Here is a 15,842-nt window from a genome sequence, read left to right as displayed (position 1 = left end):
ATGCCTCACTTATGCCAAACTTTACCCCGCAATGCGTCCTATGGTCAATGCAACTTAATCGACGTATCTGATGGTCTCCCAAATCTTGTTGTAAGTTTCCAGATTTGCCCCGAGGTCATCCTTCAATTCATAGTTCTTCAGCATATCCACCGTATAGAATGGTGTAGTCGTGGTATATTTTGAAGCATCGGTGTTAACTGAGGAAGGGAAGTGGAAACGATCGAGGAATTGGGCATAGTTCTCGGGCTTTTGGATGAAGTTTATGAATTCCAAGGCCAGGTCATAGTTACGGGCGCCCTTGGGAATGCACATTGAATCGATGTACATGGGACCACCTTTCTCAGGGAGGAAGAAATCAACATTGTCCCATTTGTCTTCAGGCAGTTCCTCAAAAATACCCTCTGCGTATCCCTGGGCTACCCAGTATTCGCCAGAGGCAAAGGATTTTGCAAATCCTTCGGCATCAAACTTGACGAGATTTGGTTTCCATTTATCATTTACCAATTTGCGAGCTTCTTCCAGCTGGGCAGCATCGGTGGAATTTACCGAATATCCGAGGTACTTGAGTGCATCGCCAAGAACTTCACGCATATCGTCCATCATTACCATGCGGCCTGCAAGTTTGGTATCTCCGAAGATGTTCCAGGTATGTTCATAATCCTTGACCATGGACTTGTTTACGGCAATACCGGCAGCTCCCATATAATAGGGGACAGAGTAATCCATTTCAGGATCATAGGTGGCTTTCTGAAGGGCAATCGGGGATATATACTTGAGGTTTGGCATTTTGGTCTTGTCCATTTTTTCTAGCATATTCAGATTCTTCATGATGGAGACATAATCCCCGGAAGGGAAGATCAAGTCATATCCGGCATTGCCACTGGCCATGAGTTTGGCAAACATTTCCTCATTGGAGGCAAAGTAGTCGAGTACGACATCAACGTTGTATTCTTTCTCAAATGCTTCGATAAGAGAATCGGGAGTGTAATACGACCAGTTGTAAATATACAACTTGCGTTTTCCTGTTGAGGCCTTTCCGTTTTCCGACGCACTATCCTTGCTGCAGCCGAAGAGAAAGAGAACGGCCAATACAACCGCCACGATAGCCATGAAATGAAGCTTTCTGGTAGGTTTGCCCATAGCAAAACCTCCTGGTATTATGATTTCCGCCCGTCCAGGTCAACATAAGCCATACCCTGGATCAGTGTATAGAAATAAACCTTGCGACCAAGGTTAAAAAACATATTATCAGGCTGGAATAGAGAGGAGAATATACATTTTAGAAAAGATCTTAACCATGATGATTCTCCTTTTTTGAAGAGTTTTTGTAGCCCCATAATTGGGTATTTCACCCTATGAGTCAATCACTTGCCAATAAAAAAAACAAAAAAAATCCTTTATTTTCCAGATGTTGCAATAAGATATTTGTCATTAACAAGTTAATCAGTCAAAAGCTACCGGAGGAAGCACTCATTCCTGCCGAAAAAGCTAGAAGGTATTTTTGATGATCGTAACCTTGCAGGTTGAACAAAGCTCCAATATTTCCGATACTATACCCACTTTACCTTTATGAATAAACAAACCTATACCCAAGAGGTGGTAAACCTCCATACTCATAGTTATTACTGCGGCCACGGAGTCGGAGAAGTGTCGGAATATGCAGAACAAGGTCTGAAACAAGGGTTGCAAGTTCTTGGCTTCAGCGAGCATTGTCCGGTTTTTGATGATCGCTGGGCACGTACCAGAATGCCCCGGCAAATGCTTCTACCCTACAACCAGGATTGTTTGGCAATACGGGAAGACTATGCAGAAAAACTTGTCATTCTCCGGGGCCTCGAATGCGATTACCTCCCACAATACAAAAGTTATTATACCGACTACATACTGGGAGAACTTGGTTGCGACTATCTTCTCTTCGGAGTACACGATCTTTCCTTGGACCTTGATACTGAGTTTTCCCTGTTTGGGAACAGATTGGGCCCAAAGGATTTGTTTGCCTATACCGATATGTATTTGAAAGCACTTCAGTCAGGATTGTTCCTTTTTGGCGCCCATCCAGATGTCTTTACCTATAATTACAGAACCTGGGATGCAGAGGCCATTGCCTGTTCCAAGGCAATCTTGGAGTGTGCCGCAAGCAACGCCATTCCCCTGGAAATAAATGCGAACGGAATGAGGAAAAAGAAGATTGAAACCGATAGGGGTCTTCGTTATGCCTATCCACTTTCGGAGTTCTGGAAGCTTGCAGCAAACTATCCAGTGAAGGTCCTCTGCAATAGTGATGCCCATAGGCCTGAGTTCGTCAATGATCGATATCCTGAATGCAAGGCTTTTGCCGATGAATGCAAGCTCTCCCTGGCTTCCTATCGGATAGAGGAAAAAGAATCAGGCAAGTACGATATTGCCATTTTATAGAAAAGAGCTTGCAGAAATACTAGGCAAGAAACAGCTTTTTTGGGATAAAAATCATATTGCTTACTGCCAATGATTATGATCTCTGATGTTTTTTACCTCTGCTTAACTCCTATTTCTTTTCACTCGGCAAAGAAAAAAGTATGGGTACTTCCTTTGGGAAATATGAATTCCAGGCTATCAAATTCCAATAATTGAGTGTCGCTTTCCTAGCTGGATATAGTTTCAATTGAGTTGAAAAATCTAATGGCAGTTCTATTTTCAAAGAGATGGTTCCACCTTTTTTTACCAAAATCCATAGCAAATGCATTAAAAATGTCTTTAAAGGATATTAATTAGTCCTATAAAGATACTATATTATCGTATGTAGAGGAGAAATCAACCATGGCTACTGAATTATTGAGAATAGAAGATATAACGGCAGGAGTGAATGACAAGACATTGCTGGAGCATATCGACCTGACTATACGAACCGGGGAAATCCATGTATTGATGGGTCCCAACGGAGCCGGGAAGTCAACTCTGGGAAATGTAATCATGGGACATCCTTCCTACAAGGTGGATCATGGTTCCATCTATTTTCTTGACAAGGACATCACCGAATTGGCAACGGACAAACGCGCTAAAATGGGATTGTTCCTTTCGTTCCAGAATCCCGAGGAAGTTCCCGGCATCGGTTTGGAAAACTTTCTGAGAACTGCCAAGGGAGCGGTGAAGGGAGAAGAGGAGAATGTCTTCATCTTCAACCTTGCCTTGAAGAAACTGATGAAAACACTTGCCATGGATCATGAATATGCTGACAGAAATCTGAATGTCGGGTTCTCGGGAGGCGAGAAGAAGAAATCGGAAATTCTGCAAATGTTGGCCTTGGATCCCAAATTGGCAATTTTGGATGAAACGGATTCAGGACTCGATGTCGATGCAGTGCGCATTGTATCCAAGGGCATAGAAACCTTCCATAACGATTCCAATGCCCTTCTGATCATAACGCACAATACAAAGATACTGGAGAGCATCACCCCTGATTACGTGCATATCCTGGTCAAGGGGCACCTGGTCGCAAATGGGGATGCCTCATTGATTCGTACCATAGAAAAACAGGGCTATGCGCCCTTTATCGAAGCGGAGGAAAAACTGGCATGAGTGCGATGAAAACACAATTGGATGAGGTTGATCTTTCCAGATATGATTTCCGTAATGCCGAGAATTCAGCATTCAAGGTTTCCCGTGGCCTGACTGGCGAAATTGTCGCCGAAATTTCCCGTGAGAAGAAAGAACCACCTTGGATGCTTGCTTTCCGGCTTCATAGCCTGGAAGTCTACAACCAGATAGCTCTTCCTATCTGGGGTCCCTCGCTTGAAGAGCTGGACATGGATGAGATAGTGACCTATCTCCGTCCCAAGACTGACATGAAGGGATCCTGGGAGGATGTACCTGCCGAGATCAGGGATACCTTCGAGCGACTGGGAATTCCCCAGGCCGAGAAGGAAGCCTTATCGGGTGTGGGTGCCCAGTATGATTCCGAGGTGGTCTACCACAATATGAAAAAAGAGGTTTCGGACCAAGGTGTCGTCTATACCGACATGGAGTCGGCCCTGACCGAACATGAGGACTTGGTCAAGAAGCATTTCATGAAGCTTGTCCCCCCCACCGATCATAAGTTCGCCGCCTTGCATGGAGCGGTATGGTCAGGAGGCTCTTTTGTCTATGTGCCTGAAAACGTGCATGTTGAGGTGCCATTGCAATCTTATTTTAGGCTCAATGCGGCAGGAAGCGGGCAGTTCGAGCATACGCTTATCATTCTTGAACCGGGAGCGAGCCTACATTTCATAGAGGGATGTTCCGCTCCCAAGTACAATGTCATGAACCTTCATGCAGGTTGTGTGGAACTGTTTGTAGGCGAGGGGGCTCATCTGCGTTATTCGACCATAGAGAACTGGTCCAAGAACATGATGAATCTCAATACCAAACGAGCACGAGTGGAGAAGAACGGTTCCATCGAATGGGTTTCCGGTTCCTTTGGCTCCCATGTCTCTATGCTCTATCCCTCCAGTATGCTGGTAGGTGAAGGGGCTCATTCTGAATTTACCGGCATAACCTTTGCCGGCAAGAACCAGGTGCTTGATACAGGGTCAAAGGTCATTCATTCCGCACCCAATACGACTTCCTCGATCAATACGAAGTCGATATCGAAGAATGGTGGCGTTTCGATAACCCGTAGTCAGGTGGTGGTCGCTCCGAGGGCTACCGGAGTCAAGTCGACGGTCTCTTGTGAATCCTTGATGTTGGATAGCCTTTCCCGTTCCGACACGATACCCGGTATGGATATCCAGAACGACCAGGCAGACATCGGTCACGAGGCCAGAATCGGAAGGATCAGCGACCAGGCGATCTACTACTTGATGACCCGTGGCATCGCAGAGGATGCGGCCAAGGCCTTGATCGTCCGAGGTTTTGCTGCTCCTGTGGCAAAGGAACTTCCGCTTGAATATGCCGTTGAGATGAACAATCTGATTAATTTGGAAATGGAGGGCAGCATCGGCTGATAATGCATATGAAACAGAACGTGCAGCAATTGCATTTGGAAAACGTAAACAAGATTCCCGTCGTTACCTGGCGTCATCTGAAGATGAACGGAGCTGATCTTCAGATTCCCTATCCAGATATCCCTCCGCTTGAAGAGCGTCCTGTGCCTCCTCTTGGGCCAGGTTATGCCGTAGGTCCCTTTGCCTTGTCAACTCAGGAACGCAAGAAAGTCCTGGCTATTCCCTCTGGGGGTGGGCCAGAAGTCGATGCCTTCGTATCAGCGAGCGATAATGCAGGATTTCTCCTTCGCCTTGATCGATATTCCTTAGTGGAGAAGCCGATTGAAATAGCATATGACCTGCATGAAAACCCCTCGCTTGTGGACGATACAGCCATCCTGGTGGGTGAGGGAGCCCAGGCGACCGTCGTGCAATCGTATCGCTCCACTGCAGATGGAGTTTCCCGATTCCATGCAGGGGGAACCCACGTGGAGGTCGGCTTGAATGGCCATCTGACCCTAGTGCAGGTCCAGATGCTTGATGGTTCGTCCATCGATTTCGAGAATACCGGATTTCACCTTGCCCAAGGGGCAACCGTCTCTTTGGTTCATGTTTTGCTTGGAGGGGGCAAGACTTTTGGCAATACGAAGGTTGTTTTGGAAGGAGACGACAGTTCTTTCAATCTTGGATGCATGTATTTAGCTGATGGAACTCGATTGATGGATATGAACTACGTCATCGAGCACCGGGGCAAGCGCACTGTTTCAAACATAACTGCCAGGGGAGCTTTGTTCGATTCCGCTTCAAAGGTCTTTCGGGGAACTGTTGATTTCAAGGTCGGTTCTTCTCAGAGCAAGGGAGCGCAGCAGGAATACTCGCTTATGTTCAGTCCTACTGTGCACAATAGGTCTGTTCCCTTGATCCTTTGTGGGGAAGAGGATGTCGAGGGAGCCCATGCCGTGAGTACCGGTAGGATCGATGAGAATGCACTTTTTTACTTGATGAGCCGGGGACTTGACGAAGCCCTGGCAAAAAAAAACCTGGTCAAGGCCCAATTTGCCCCCATTGCCGCCATGATCACTGATGAGGTCTTGCAGAATGCAGTCCTTGCCGAAGTCGAACAAAGGATGAATCGCCATGAATGATGCTACCTTCTTGAAGGATTTTCCTATTTTTTCCCATCAAGTGGGAGAAAAGCGTCTTGTCTATCTCGACAATGCAGCAACGAATCAGCATCCAGCTTGCGTTCTGGAGGCCATGGATACTTACTACAGGCGGTGGAATGCCAATCCTCATCGTGGGGTCTATCGTCTGTCATCAGAATCGACCAAGCTGTATGAAGGAGCTAGGCAGGCAGTTGCCGATTTTATTCATAGCAAGAGTAGCGATTGCATCGTTTTTACACGTAATACCACCGAATCCTTGAATCTCCTTTCCTGGACCTATGCTCGTATGGTATTGCAAAAAGGGGATGAAATCGTCATTCCCGTTTCAGAGCATCATAGCAATATGGTACCCTGGCAACAGGCCTGCAAGGCGACCGGGGCTTCACTGGTCTTTCTCTATCCCGATTCCGATGGTATTTATTCGGAAGAGGAAATTGAGAAAAAGATCTCTTCTCGCACGAAAATCGTATCGTTTGCCTTGGTGGGCAATGTATTGGGACTTGGACTTCCTGCCGAAAAACTTATAAAGAAGGCCCATAGTGTGGGTGCGATAGTTATTGCTGATTGCGCTCAGAGTATTGGACATACCCCGTTGGATGTTTCTGATCTGGATGTCGATTTTGCAGCTTTTTCAGGACATAAAATGTTTGGTCCGATGGGAATAGGTGTTCTCTATGGAAAATGGGAATTGTTGGAAGCCATGCCACCCTTCCTTACCGGAGGGGATATGATCGAGTACGTGCAGGAACAGGAGTCTTCGTTTGCCCCGATACCCCAGCGGTTCGAGGCAGGAACTCCCGACGTCGCTGCTGCCGTGGGATTGCAGGCAGCCATCGAGTACATCAAGAAAATCGGATATAAAACCCTACGTGAAGTGGAGGCTGAGGTTACCACCTATGCCTTGGAACGACTTTCAAAATTCCCTTGGATCAAGATGTATGGGAAGCCCCTGACCGGGGAACGAAAGTTTCCCATCATTACGTTCACTGTTGAGGGCATTCATCCCCATGATGTCGCCTCGATACTCGATGAGGATGGAATCTCCATCAGGGCCGGTCACCATTGTGCCCAGCCACTGATGCATTTTCTGCAAGTTCCGGCGACCTGCAGGGTCAGTTTCTCCATCTACAATACCAAGGCCGACATTGATGCACTGGTTGTGGGCTTGCTGCACGCAAGGAGGGTTTTTGGTTATGAACATTGACGAAATGTATCGACAGGTCATCATGAGTCACAATGCGTCGGGGCGCAACAAGCGTCATCTGGTCCATCCTACCCTGGTGCAACCTGGAGTAAATCCCAGCTGTGGAGATGAAATTGCCCTGGAGTTGGAAATCTCTCCAGCAGGAAAGCTCGAGGATATTTCCTTTACGGGAAGTGGATGTGCAATATCGCAGGCTTCGGTCTCCATAATGGCCGATTTGGTCAGGAGCCGGGAATTGGGAGAAATACGGGAACTCGAGACTTTGTTCATGGATATGATACACAGCGGAACCTTGGACGAGGATGGGGCTGCTCGGTTGCAGGAAGCAGCAATATTCTCTACAGTATCCCATATGCCTGCACGGGTTAAATGTGCCGTTCTTGGATGGCGTACTTTATCGCAGGCCCTGGATTCTCTTGACAAGGCGGAAAAGGGTGGAAAGTAGTGGTGGCTCTTCTGTCTGCAAGGCCTTGCAGACAGCTGGTTGGAATAGGACGGAAGACGGAGCGATGACAACCTATATGGTACCTCAAACCCTAGGCTATGGTTTTATGCAGCTTTTTCGACCGAATGAAAGCATGGCGCTTTTGCGGGCTGATCTTTTCCTCTATGCTCCCTTTACCGTATCCTCCCTTGATTTGTTTCCCGATTCAGACCGTCCCTTTTGCTTTTCTCTTGAAGTCGATAAGGATGCAGAGGTTTCCTGCTTGATGCCGACCTCATCCTCCTCTGATAGATCCTTCACCTTTTCTTCCGGGCGTACCGTCCGTTTCGTAAAGATGTCCTATACTGAGAAACAGTTTCGATCCTACCTGTCCAAGCGGTATTCAGATGATTCTGTGCAAATCGTACATGCCTTGGAAGGGTTGCCCACACAAATTGCAACCGAATATGTACTGGATTTGTTCAAGAAGGTGGGTAAGGATAAGGGCAAGGGGCTCTCTGCCTCACGACTCCTTCTGGATTCCCTGGATCGGTTTCTTTTCTATCTGACGAACAATACCCATGAACTTTGTGCTTCCTGTACCAATTGTTCGCGTTATCATTCCCAGGACAGGATGGGTTTGTGTTCCGTTGCCACCTATTTTCTCAAGTATCCTGACCAATCGCTTTCTGTGGAGAAACTTGCCCATCTGGCTGGCATGAGCCCCACGAAGCTCAAGACGTTGTTCAAGGATGTCTATGGAGATACTCTCTATGGGTATCTGAGGAAGGTGCGGATGAATCTGGCGGCCAGTTATCTGAAGGAAGGTCGGTCGGTAACCGATGTAGCGTTTGCCGTGGGATATAAAAGCGTCAATCGCTTTTCTGAAACTTTTCGGGAGGTCTTCGATACCTACCCTTCAAAGGTCAAGCGATCCAATCTATCCGATGACTGAACTTTTAAGTCATAGTAAAATGCATATGTCCCTTGGGATCCATTGTCAAAGAAATGCTCAATGAATAATGCCATAAGAGAGAGAAAGGGAAAATTATATTCATTTTTGATAGTTCTCTACTTGAACTGTCTTACAGGAGAATACTAGGGGCCTTTGCATCTTGAGCTTCCTGAAAGTTTCGCGCAAAATAGGCACATACATTTTTGGAGTACAAGAGATTTTGAAATTGAGGGGAGAACTCCATGAGGAAGAAAGTAAATGGCAACACTTAAGGATGTGTCTAAGGAAACAGGACTCTCTATCGGTACGATCAGCAGGGTCTTGAATAGCCGCGGTTATATAAGCGAGGAGACGAAGGCAAAAGTTTTCCAGGCAATGAAGAAACTGAATTATCAGCCAAATGAACTTGCGCGTGCATTATCAAAATCCTCCTCTTCGGTTATTGGAGTGATTGCTCCTTCCATCCGTCACCCGTACTTTGCAAATCTTGTGGAAAGTATAGAGGGAACTGCAGGAAGGGCAGGGTATCAGGTGCTCTTGTTGCTTTCTAACGGAAAAAAAGAAAAAGAGGCGACTCTTCTCGAACAGTGCAAAAAAAACCGTGTCATGGGAATTATTCTCTGCTCTGGCCTTTTTTCTACCAGCCGGCTCAAGGATATGGATATTCCGGTCGTTACCATTGAACGGATGAGAGAACATGCTACGGCCTCTGTTGAATGTGATAATAAGCAGGGAGGAAAAATAGCAGCGGAGCATCTTATAGCAAAAGGTTGCAAGAACCTTCTTCATGTTGCAGGGGTCCAAGGTAGCACCATGCCCGCTGATAAGCGCTCGCAAGGCTTTCTTCAAGTATGCGAAAAAATGCATGTCATACACCATGAGATTTCCTTTTCAGAGACAATGTATGAAAACATGGAGTACCATGATTTTTTCAATAATCTTCTGAAAACTTTTCCTCAAACTGATGGAATTTTCTGCTCAAGTGATGTTGCGGCCGCGCAGTTCATACAAGTATGCCATAGTATGGGAATCAGGATTCCCGAGGACATCAAGGTCATCGGTTTCGATGATATTCCTCTATCGCGTATGACAAGTCCTACACTTACAACCATTCATCAACCCCTCAAGGAAATGGCTGAAATGGCCTTTACGTTGTTGCTCGGAGCCAAGGAGGGACGTATGGGACCAACCTCCTTGACGCTGAATGTCACATTAATCCAAAGGGAATCTACCTGAAGAAATTTTGTATGGAAAATTGCATAAGGAATGTGAATGCGTTATCTATCAGATTTAGTCACGTTTCCCCTGGTTTTAGGCAAGAATGTTATCGAATCACAGATGCTTGGCTTGCTTGCATACCTTGTATAGCAAGAATAACCAATATGAAAAATATGCTTTGCTGGCATTTTCTTGATTCGCAAGAGCGATAATTGCACTTTTTTCGTGGGGTTTTCCCTCATGATGCAATTCCTATGGTTAAAAAAATTGAATCATAAGCCTGGTATCATGGCAATAAAGAAATGCTTTTGTCCCCATGGATGTAAATTGAGCATTGAAAGCGATCAGGTATGTTCTTTTGATGATAGGCCGAAAGAGAAAGCCTGCCACCCATTGATACCCATGCATCCTGGTGCTGATTTTATTATACTCTGATAGAGAGGCGCTCCAATACGAATCTACGCTTTTAACTTCAGATTCATTTATAGCTTTTCTACTCTGCAAAGAATGCTTGCTAATAAGCTATTTATTGGTTCTATGAAAGTGGAGATTATATGTCAATCGAATGTCATAAATTGTACTTATGGCATTATTTTTATAGGAAAATCTTTTGTATAGCTTCTCATTAAACACTATGGTATCATCTTTGCATAAGAAAAGCGCAGCATTAGTCACTTGACATCTATATGTCAACCGGTTAATACATAAGCGTTATAAAAAATTGAGGAGGAATCTGAATGAAAAAATCAAAGTTCTTGGCCTTGGCTGTTATGGCTCTCTTTTTATCCTTTCTGATGGGATGTGGAAAAGATAGCAATTCGCAAAGTGCTTCCGCAAATAGTGGAGGCAGCAACGAAAAAGTTACCCTCACATTCTTCAATACTTCCGCAGAGGTGAACACTCAGTTTTCTGATTTGTTCGAGACCTACCATGAATCTCATCCTGATGTTACCATAACGCTTATTCCTACCCCGATAGGAGGACAGCAAATCCAACAGTTCCAGTCGCTCCTTGCATCCAAGAAACCAGCTACTATTGCAAACCTGGACATCGGTACCATCTACACATATAAAAGCAAATTCATGGATTTCACTAGCGAAAGGAGCTATTATGATGGTATTGCCCAATCCGGCGCCATTGATTCTGCGTTGCTGGATAATAAACTCATTGGTATTCCCTATACAGTGCAGGGATATGGGTTGCTCTACAACAAACGCGTAGTAGACAAAGCTCTTGGCAAAACGTTTGATCCATCCACTATCAAGACCCGCGATGATCTGGAAGAACTGTTCAAGACGATTCAGGACGCCGGTGTTCCTCCTGTTATGATTCATGGCGCGAATTGGTCTGTTGGTGCCCATTATCTCGCTCTTGTCTATGCCTTGCAGTCAAAAAACGTAGACGATTCACGCAAATTTATTGAAAACCTTGAAAATGGTTCCCTTGATTTGGGTAAAAACCAGATATACAACAATGTGATGGACACTTTTGACATTCTGAAAAAATATAATTACAGGGGAAATGATCCTCTTGTCGGAGATTATGCAAAGGATGCTTCGGATTTTGCGACCGGAAAAGTTGCTTTCTTCTTCATGGGAGACTGGATTTGGTCACAGATTGGCACTTTGGAAGGAATTGACAAGGAATATGGCATCATGCCAGTGCCTTTCAGTAACAATGCAAGTGATTACGGCAATTCCGAGATTCCTGTCAGTGAACCAAAATTATGGGCAATCGACAATTCTGGTTCTACACCAGAACAGCAGGCTGCTGCCAAGGATTTCGTGAAATGGGCGCTGACAAGCAAGGAAGGCCAAGAAGCACTGGTTCAAAAAATGGGCTTCAATCTTCCTTATAAGGATGTTACCGCCAAGAGCGACAATGTTATTTCAGATCAGACTTCTGCATATATCAAATCCGGCAAAACTATCAATATTGGCATCCTCACGTACCTTCCGTCCGATTATTACACGATGACGGGTAACTCCATGTTGAAATACTTGGCAGGAAAGATAGATCGTGCAGGGCTTACCGCTGAATTGATGACGTATTGGAAATCACAGACTGCCCACTAGGATTTACAGAGACCACTTGAAAGTACAAGGAGAGGTGAAAGCCTTTCCTCTTACTTTCAGTGGTGAGATAAAGAGGTATTGATACGATGAAACAGAAAAAGATTGAGAATATAGGTACCTTCCTTATCTTTGGAGGACCTTCCTTGTTCGCTTTTAGCGCTGTTGTTATAATTCCTTTGGCATTCGGTCTTTATTTGACCTTTACAAATTGGAATATGGCGACGGGCACGCACGCTTTTGTTGGTTTTGCAAATTATAAACAAATTATTACGGATAAGACATACTTGACCCAACTGTGGTTCACCATTAAATATGCCTTGCTGAGTGTCATTATCTCAAATGTGGGAGCATTTTCTTTAGCGCTCATCTTGAGTAAGGGATTGAAGAAACAGACATTTTTCAGGACTGGTTTTTTTACTCCCAACTTGATTGGAGGACTCATACTGGGGTATCTGTGGCGGTTCCTTTTTTCCCAGGTGTTACCTTTCATGGGACAGAAATATGGCTGGTCACTGTTCCAGACTTCTTGGCTTTCGGACACCGATAAGGCATTTTGGACGCTAGTAATTGTTAATTCTTGGCAATTGATGGGCTATCTGATGATTGTATATATAGCAGGAATTGTAAGTGTACCGACAGATATCCTGGAAGCGGCTACGATAGATGGTGCCGGAAAATTCAGAAGGATTTTTTCCATTATTATACCTCTTTCTATTTCAAGCATCGTTGTCTGCTTGTTTCTTTCCATCTCACGTTCCTTTTTAACCTACGACTTGAATCTTGCACTGACAAACGGTGGCCCCTATGGTTCTACGGAACTTGCGTCTTACCATATCGTGCAGAAAGCATTCCTTTCCAATGAATACGGTATGGGCCAGGCAGAAGCGGTTGTCTTGTTTATTTTGGTTGCAACCATTGCCTTGACACAATCATCACTAATGAAAAAATTGGAGGTCGAAGCCTAGATGAAAACCTCAAAAAAATTTGTTAGTGCGGTTGAAATGATTGCTTTGTCTTTTCTTCTTATCATTTTTCTTTCTCCCTTTCTCATAACCATTCTGAATACATTTAAAACAACCCAGGAATTTGTAGAAAATCCGTTTTCCTGGCCTACTCGGTTTAGTTTTGATAATTATGTCAAAGCTATAGATAAAATGAATTTTTTCGCAGGTTTTCTGAATTCTTGTTTCATTACTGTTGTCGGTGTGGTAATTGTCATCTTATTTGCTTCCATGACAGCCTATTTGTTTGCAAGACTTCCCTGGAAAATCAATAAGATACTGTTTTTCATCATGACTGCTTCAATGGCAATACCGTTTCAAGTGGTAATGATTCCGCTTGTCACAATTTATGGAACCATCGGGTTCCTTGATTCCAGAGGGGCATTGCTTTTCATGTATCTCGGTTTCGGAATTCCCCTTGCCACTTTTACTTTTAACGGTTTTATCAAAGGAATTCCGGTCGCGTTGGAAGAAGCCGCTTCAATCGATGGAAGCACCCGAGTGAGGACCTTTTTCCAAATTATTCTGCCGTTGCTGAAGCCCGTTCTATCAACTGTCGTCGTTCTCGATGTGTTGTGGATATGGAATGACTACCTGCTTCCTAGCTTGGTTCTCATGTCTCCTGATTTAAGGACACTTCCTCTTTCAACATTCAACTTCTTCTCTTCGTACAGTGTTGATTTTACCCCATTGATGGCAGGGCTGCTTCTTACAATGCTTCCTGTCCTGCTACTGTATTTGCTTTTACAGAAATATATAATAAAAGGAATTTCAATAGGTGCGGTGAAATAATCCGATCCATTTGAAATAGGAGGTGTTGTGTGGCATTGTTGCAAGTAAATTTTCATTCTAGGACTCTAAACAGGATTGAGACGTTCAATGCTTTGCTTCCTATGGACGCACAAAAAGAAGTAAGGGACAAAAAGTCCTTTGAACGCCCTGTTAAATCTTTCTATCTACTTCATGGCTACTCTGGCAATTATACAGACTGGTTGGGTGGATCAAGGATTCAGGAACTATCAGAAAAATATAATTTTGCAGTTTTCATGCCTTCGGGAAACAACAGCTTTTATCTGGATGATGCTGACAAAGGAGAGTTGTACGGAGAGTATGTCGGTAATGAACTCGTAGAATTTACTCGTAGCATGTTTCCTCTTTCTGAAAAGAGAGAGGATACTTGTATCGGTGGATTTTCGATGGGTGGTTACGGTGCACTTCGAACAGGATTGAAATACAATTGTTTCGGCAATATTATTGCGCTTTCTTCTGCCCTGATTCTGCATAATATTGCTGGAATTACATCCGACTATAAGGATTTTCTTGCTGATTATCGCTATTATTTGCGGGTTTTCGGAAATCTGGACAGCCTGCTGGGAAGTGACAAGGATCCAGAGGCGTTGATTCGGAAACTCAAAATGGATAATGTCGTGATTCCCAATATTTATATGGCCTGTGGCACCGAAGATTTTCTGATTGAGGAAAACCGGCACTACCATGAGTTCTTGACTGAGGAGAACGTAGAACATGTTTATATTGAAGCCCCTGGAATCCACAACTGGGATTTCTGGATTGAATATATCCATAAGGCAATTCTTTGGTCGCTTAGCTCTTAGTACCAGTTTTAATATCTATAGAGAGTATATTTTAGGATGATTCACAAATGAAAAATACTATATTGAAAGAATTGCAGCCGATTCTAGAGGCGGCTTCGGTCATTGACTTGAAAAGTGGCCTTGCGGATGCCCGATCTCTTCCTGCTACGCAAATGGAACACTTGGATACCGTGCTCATCACCACACGAACTATCCAAGGCCCTGCCTGCCCCTTGACGATTAGAATTTATGAACCGATTGATCACAAGGAGCATATTCTTCCTGCCTTATTTTGGAGCCATGGTGGTGGTTATGTTCTTGGAAAACCTGAATTCGAGGATGGAATCTGCGAACGTTTTGTGCAGGAAACAGACTGTGTCGTCGTGCAAGTGAATTACCGACTTGCGCCGGAACATGTGTATCCTGCAGCGATCGAGGATTCTTATGCAGGTCTTAAATGGATGGTGGACAACTCCCCTGAGCTAAGGATCGATCGCTCGAAAATCGCAATCGCAGGTCCAAGCGCTGGAGGTGGGTTGACTGCGGCGCTTGCCTTGATGGCACGTGATCGTAAAGAACTGCAAATTCTGTTTCAAATGTTGCTTTATCCGATGATAGACGACAGAAATAACACAGCCTCATGTTATGAAATCAATAAGGATGCTATGCCGAAGGCCTGGAATCGGGAGAATAATATCATAGCTTGGCAGATGTATTTGGGAAATGATTTTTCAGGTACGGTATCCCCCTATGCGGCACCTGCCCGTGCAAAAGATCTAACCAACCTGCCATCGGCATATCTTTGTATCGGGCAGCAGGATCCTTTTCGGGATGAAACTATTGATTATGCTGCAAGGCTAGCCAGAGCCGGGATTCCTGTGGAATTTCATATGTATCCAGGATGCTTCCATGGGTTTGATTTCATTGCGAACAAGACTGAAATTTGCGAAAGGTGCAGGACAGAGTATATTATAGCCCTCAAACGGGCGTTTGGCGGAATCGAAAGCTAAAATATGACGGCTAGTGATTTGATCAGTATTATTAGAGTAAAAAAATGAATGTTATAGACCATGAATTTATGGGTAGTGAAGAAATTTTGGAACCTTCGCGAAATGCAATGAAAGACTTTCTTGCTCACATATTCCAAATATTGCAACAGAAACAGCCAAATGGTTCTATTGTTGGGATAAAGCAACTTTTTCAAGGACCCTATCCGTATCGTGGGAATTCGCATATAGACGGTACGGTCAAATCCAACAGCGAGCATGTC

General features: G+C 44.6%; 14 protein-coding genes. 13 read left to right on the top strand and 1 reads right to left on the bottom strand.

Going from position 1 to position 15,842, the window contains the following annotated elements:
- Window positions 1-54 precede the first annotated feature (54 nt).
- A complete protein-coding gene (locus ACHZBG_RS04655) occupies window positions 55-1,140 on the bottom strand; it encodes an extracellular solute-binding protein (RefSeq protein WP_320128284.1) in 1,086 nt (361 codons plus the stop codon).
- Between the two features lie 429 nt (window positions 1,141-1,569).
- On the opposite strand from ACHZBG_RS04655, the gene ACHZBG_RS04650 reads away from it, so the two are divergent.
- The 13 genes from ACHZBG_RS04650 to ACHZBG_RS04590 all read left to right on the top strand — a co-directional run bounded on the left by ACHZBG_RS04650 (window position 1,570) and on the right by ACHZBG_RS04590 (window position 15,582).
- Complete coding sequence (locus ACHZBG_RS04650) at window positions 1,570-2,415, top strand: histidinol-phosphatase (protein WP_320128283.1); 846 nt, start codon at window positions 1,570-1,572, stop codon at window positions 2,413-2,415.
- Between the two features lie 381 nt (window positions 2,416-2,796).
- Entirely contained in the window at window positions 2,797-3,555 is a 759-nt protein-coding gene (gene sufC, locus ACHZBG_RS04645; RefSeq protein ID WP_320128282.1) for a Fe-S cluster assembly ATPase SufC, read from the top strand.
- Window positions 3,552-4,958, top strand: a complete 1,407-nt coding sequence (gene sufB / locus ACHZBG_RS04640) for a Fe-S cluster assembly protein SufB (protein ID WP_320128281.1) — start codon at window positions 3,552-3,554, stop codon at window positions 4,956-4,958. Before sufC ends, sufB begins: the two co-directional genes overlap by 4 nt.
- An 8-nt stretch (window positions 4,959-4,966) precedes the next feature.
- Window positions 4,967-6,082: a SufD family Fe-S cluster assembly protein gene (locus ACHZBG_RS04635; protein WP_320128280.1), complete on the top strand. Its 1,116-nt coding sequence runs from the start codon at window positions 4,967-4,969 to the stop codon at window positions 6,080-6,082.
- Window positions 6,075-7,307 carry a SufS family cysteine desulfurase gene (locus tag ACHZBG_RS04630; RefSeq protein WP_320128279.1) on the top strand — a complete coding sequence of 411 codons (1,233 nt, stop codon included), beginning with the start codon at window positions 6,075-6,077 and terminating at the stop codon, window positions 7,305-7,307. Before ACHZBG_RS04635 ends, ACHZBG_RS04630 begins: the two co-directional genes overlap by 8 nt.
- Entirely contained in the window at window positions 7,297-7,752 is a 456-nt protein-coding gene (sufU, locus tag ACHZBG_RS04625) for a Fe-S cluster assembly sulfur transfer protein SufU (RefSeq protein ID WP_320128278.1), read from the top strand. Before ACHZBG_RS04630 ends, sufU begins: the two co-directional genes overlap by 11 nt.
- On the top strand, window positions 7,742-8,686 hold the full coding sequence (locus ACHZBG_RS04620) for a helix-turn-helix transcriptional regulator (RefSeq protein ID WP_320128277.1): 945 nt from the start codon (window positions 7,742-7,744) through the stop codon (window positions 8,684-8,686). Before sufU ends, ACHZBG_RS04620 begins: the two co-directional genes overlap by 11 nt.
- 258 nt (window positions 8,687-8,944) lie before the next feature.
- The gene (locus tag ACHZBG_RS04615; RefSeq protein ID WP_320128276.1) at window positions 8,945-9,922 is read left to right on the top strand and encodes a LacI family DNA-binding transcriptional regulator; all 978 of its coding nucleotides are present in this window, start codon (window positions 8,945-8,947) and stop codon (window positions 9,920-9,922) included.
- A 719-nt stretch (window positions 9,923-10,641) separates the two neighbouring features.
- Window positions 10,642-11,979: an ABC transporter substrate-binding protein gene (locus ACHZBG_RS04610; RefSeq protein ID WP_320128275.1), complete on the top strand. Its 1,338-nt coding sequence runs from the start codon at window positions 10,642-10,644 to the stop codon at window positions 11,977-11,979.
- 86 nt (window positions 11,980-12,065) lie between these two features.
- Complete coding sequence (locus ACHZBG_RS04605) at window positions 12,066-12,944, top strand: sugar ABC transporter permease (RefSeq protein WP_320128274.1); 879 nt, start codon at window positions 12,066-12,068, stop codon at window positions 12,942-12,944.
- Window positions 12,945-13,772 (top strand): carbohydrate ABC transporter permease, encoded by an 828-nt coding sequence (locus tag ACHZBG_RS04600; RefSeq protein ID WP_320128273.1) that lies wholly within the window; start codon window positions 12,945-12,947, stop codon window positions 13,770-13,772.
- Between the two features lie 29 nt (window positions 13,773-13,801).
- Entirely contained in the window at window positions 13,802-14,593 is a 792-nt protein-coding gene (locus ACHZBG_RS04595) for an alpha/beta hydrolase-fold protein (RefSeq protein WP_320128272.1), read from the top strand.
- Between the two features lie 47 nt (window positions 14,594-14,640).
- Entirely contained in the window at window positions 14,641-15,582 is a 942-nt protein-coding gene (locus ACHZBG_RS04590) for an alpha/beta hydrolase (protein WP_320128271.1), read from the top strand.
- Window positions 15,583-15,842: the final 260 nt, after the last annotated feature.

This window comes from uncultured Sphaerochaeta sp. (assembly GCF_963676625.2).
Taxonomy (GTDB): Bacteria; Spirochaetota; Spirochaetia; order Sphaerochaetales; family Sphaerochaetaceae; genus Sphaerochaeta.
Note: the sequence above shows the minus strand (reverse complement) of the source record. Positions and strands in the feature narration are given on the sequence as shown.

Excerpts from the sequence above, each read along its gene's own strand:
- ACHZBG_RS04655 (WP_320128284.1), bottom strand. The coding sequence starts at position 1,140 with ATGGGCAAACCTACCAGAAAGCTTCATTTCATGGCTATCGTGGCGGTT.
- ACHZBG_RS04650 (WP_320128283.1), top strand. The coding sequence starts at position 1,570 with ATGAATAAACAAACCTATACCCAAGAGGTGGTAAACCTCCATACTCAT.
- sufC (WP_320128282.1), top strand. The coding sequence starts at position 2,797 with ATGGCTACTGAATTATTGAGAATAGAAGATATAACGGCAGGAGTGAAT.
- sufB (WP_320128281.1), top strand. The coding sequence starts at position 3,552 with ATGAGTGCGATGAAAACACAATTGGATGAGGTTGATCTTTCCAGATAT.
- ACHZBG_RS04635 (WP_320128280.1), top strand. The coding sequence starts at position 4,967 with ATGAAACAGAACGTGCAGCAATTGCATTTGGAAAACGTAAACAAGATT.
- ACHZBG_RS04630 (WP_320128279.1), top strand. The coding sequence starts at position 6,075 with ATGAATGATGCTACCTTCTTGAAGGATTTTCCTATTTTTTCCCATCAA.
- sufU (WP_320128278.1), top strand. The coding sequence starts at position 7,297 with ATGAACATTGACGAAATGTATCGACAGGTCATCATGAGTCACAATGCG.
- ACHZBG_RS04615 (WP_320128276.1), top strand. The coding sequence starts at position 8,945 with ATGGCAACACTTAAGGATGTGTCTAAGGAAACAGGACTCTCTATCGGT.
- ACHZBG_RS04610 (WP_320128275.1), top strand. The coding sequence starts at position 10,642 with ATGAAAAAATCAAAGTTCTTGGCCTTGGCTGTTATGGCTCTCTTTTTA.
- ACHZBG_RS04605 (WP_320128274.1), top strand. The coding sequence starts at position 12,066 with ATGAAACAGAAAAAGATTGAGAATATAGGTACCTTCCTTATCTTTGGA.
- ACHZBG_RS04600 (WP_320128273.1), top strand. The coding sequence starts at position 12,945 with ATGAAAACCTCAAAAAAATTTGTTAGTGCGGTTGAAATGATTGCTTTG.
- ACHZBG_RS04590 (WP_320128271.1), top strand. The coding sequence starts at position 14,641 with ATGAAAAATACTATATTGAAAGAATTGCAGCCGATTCTAGAGGCGGCT.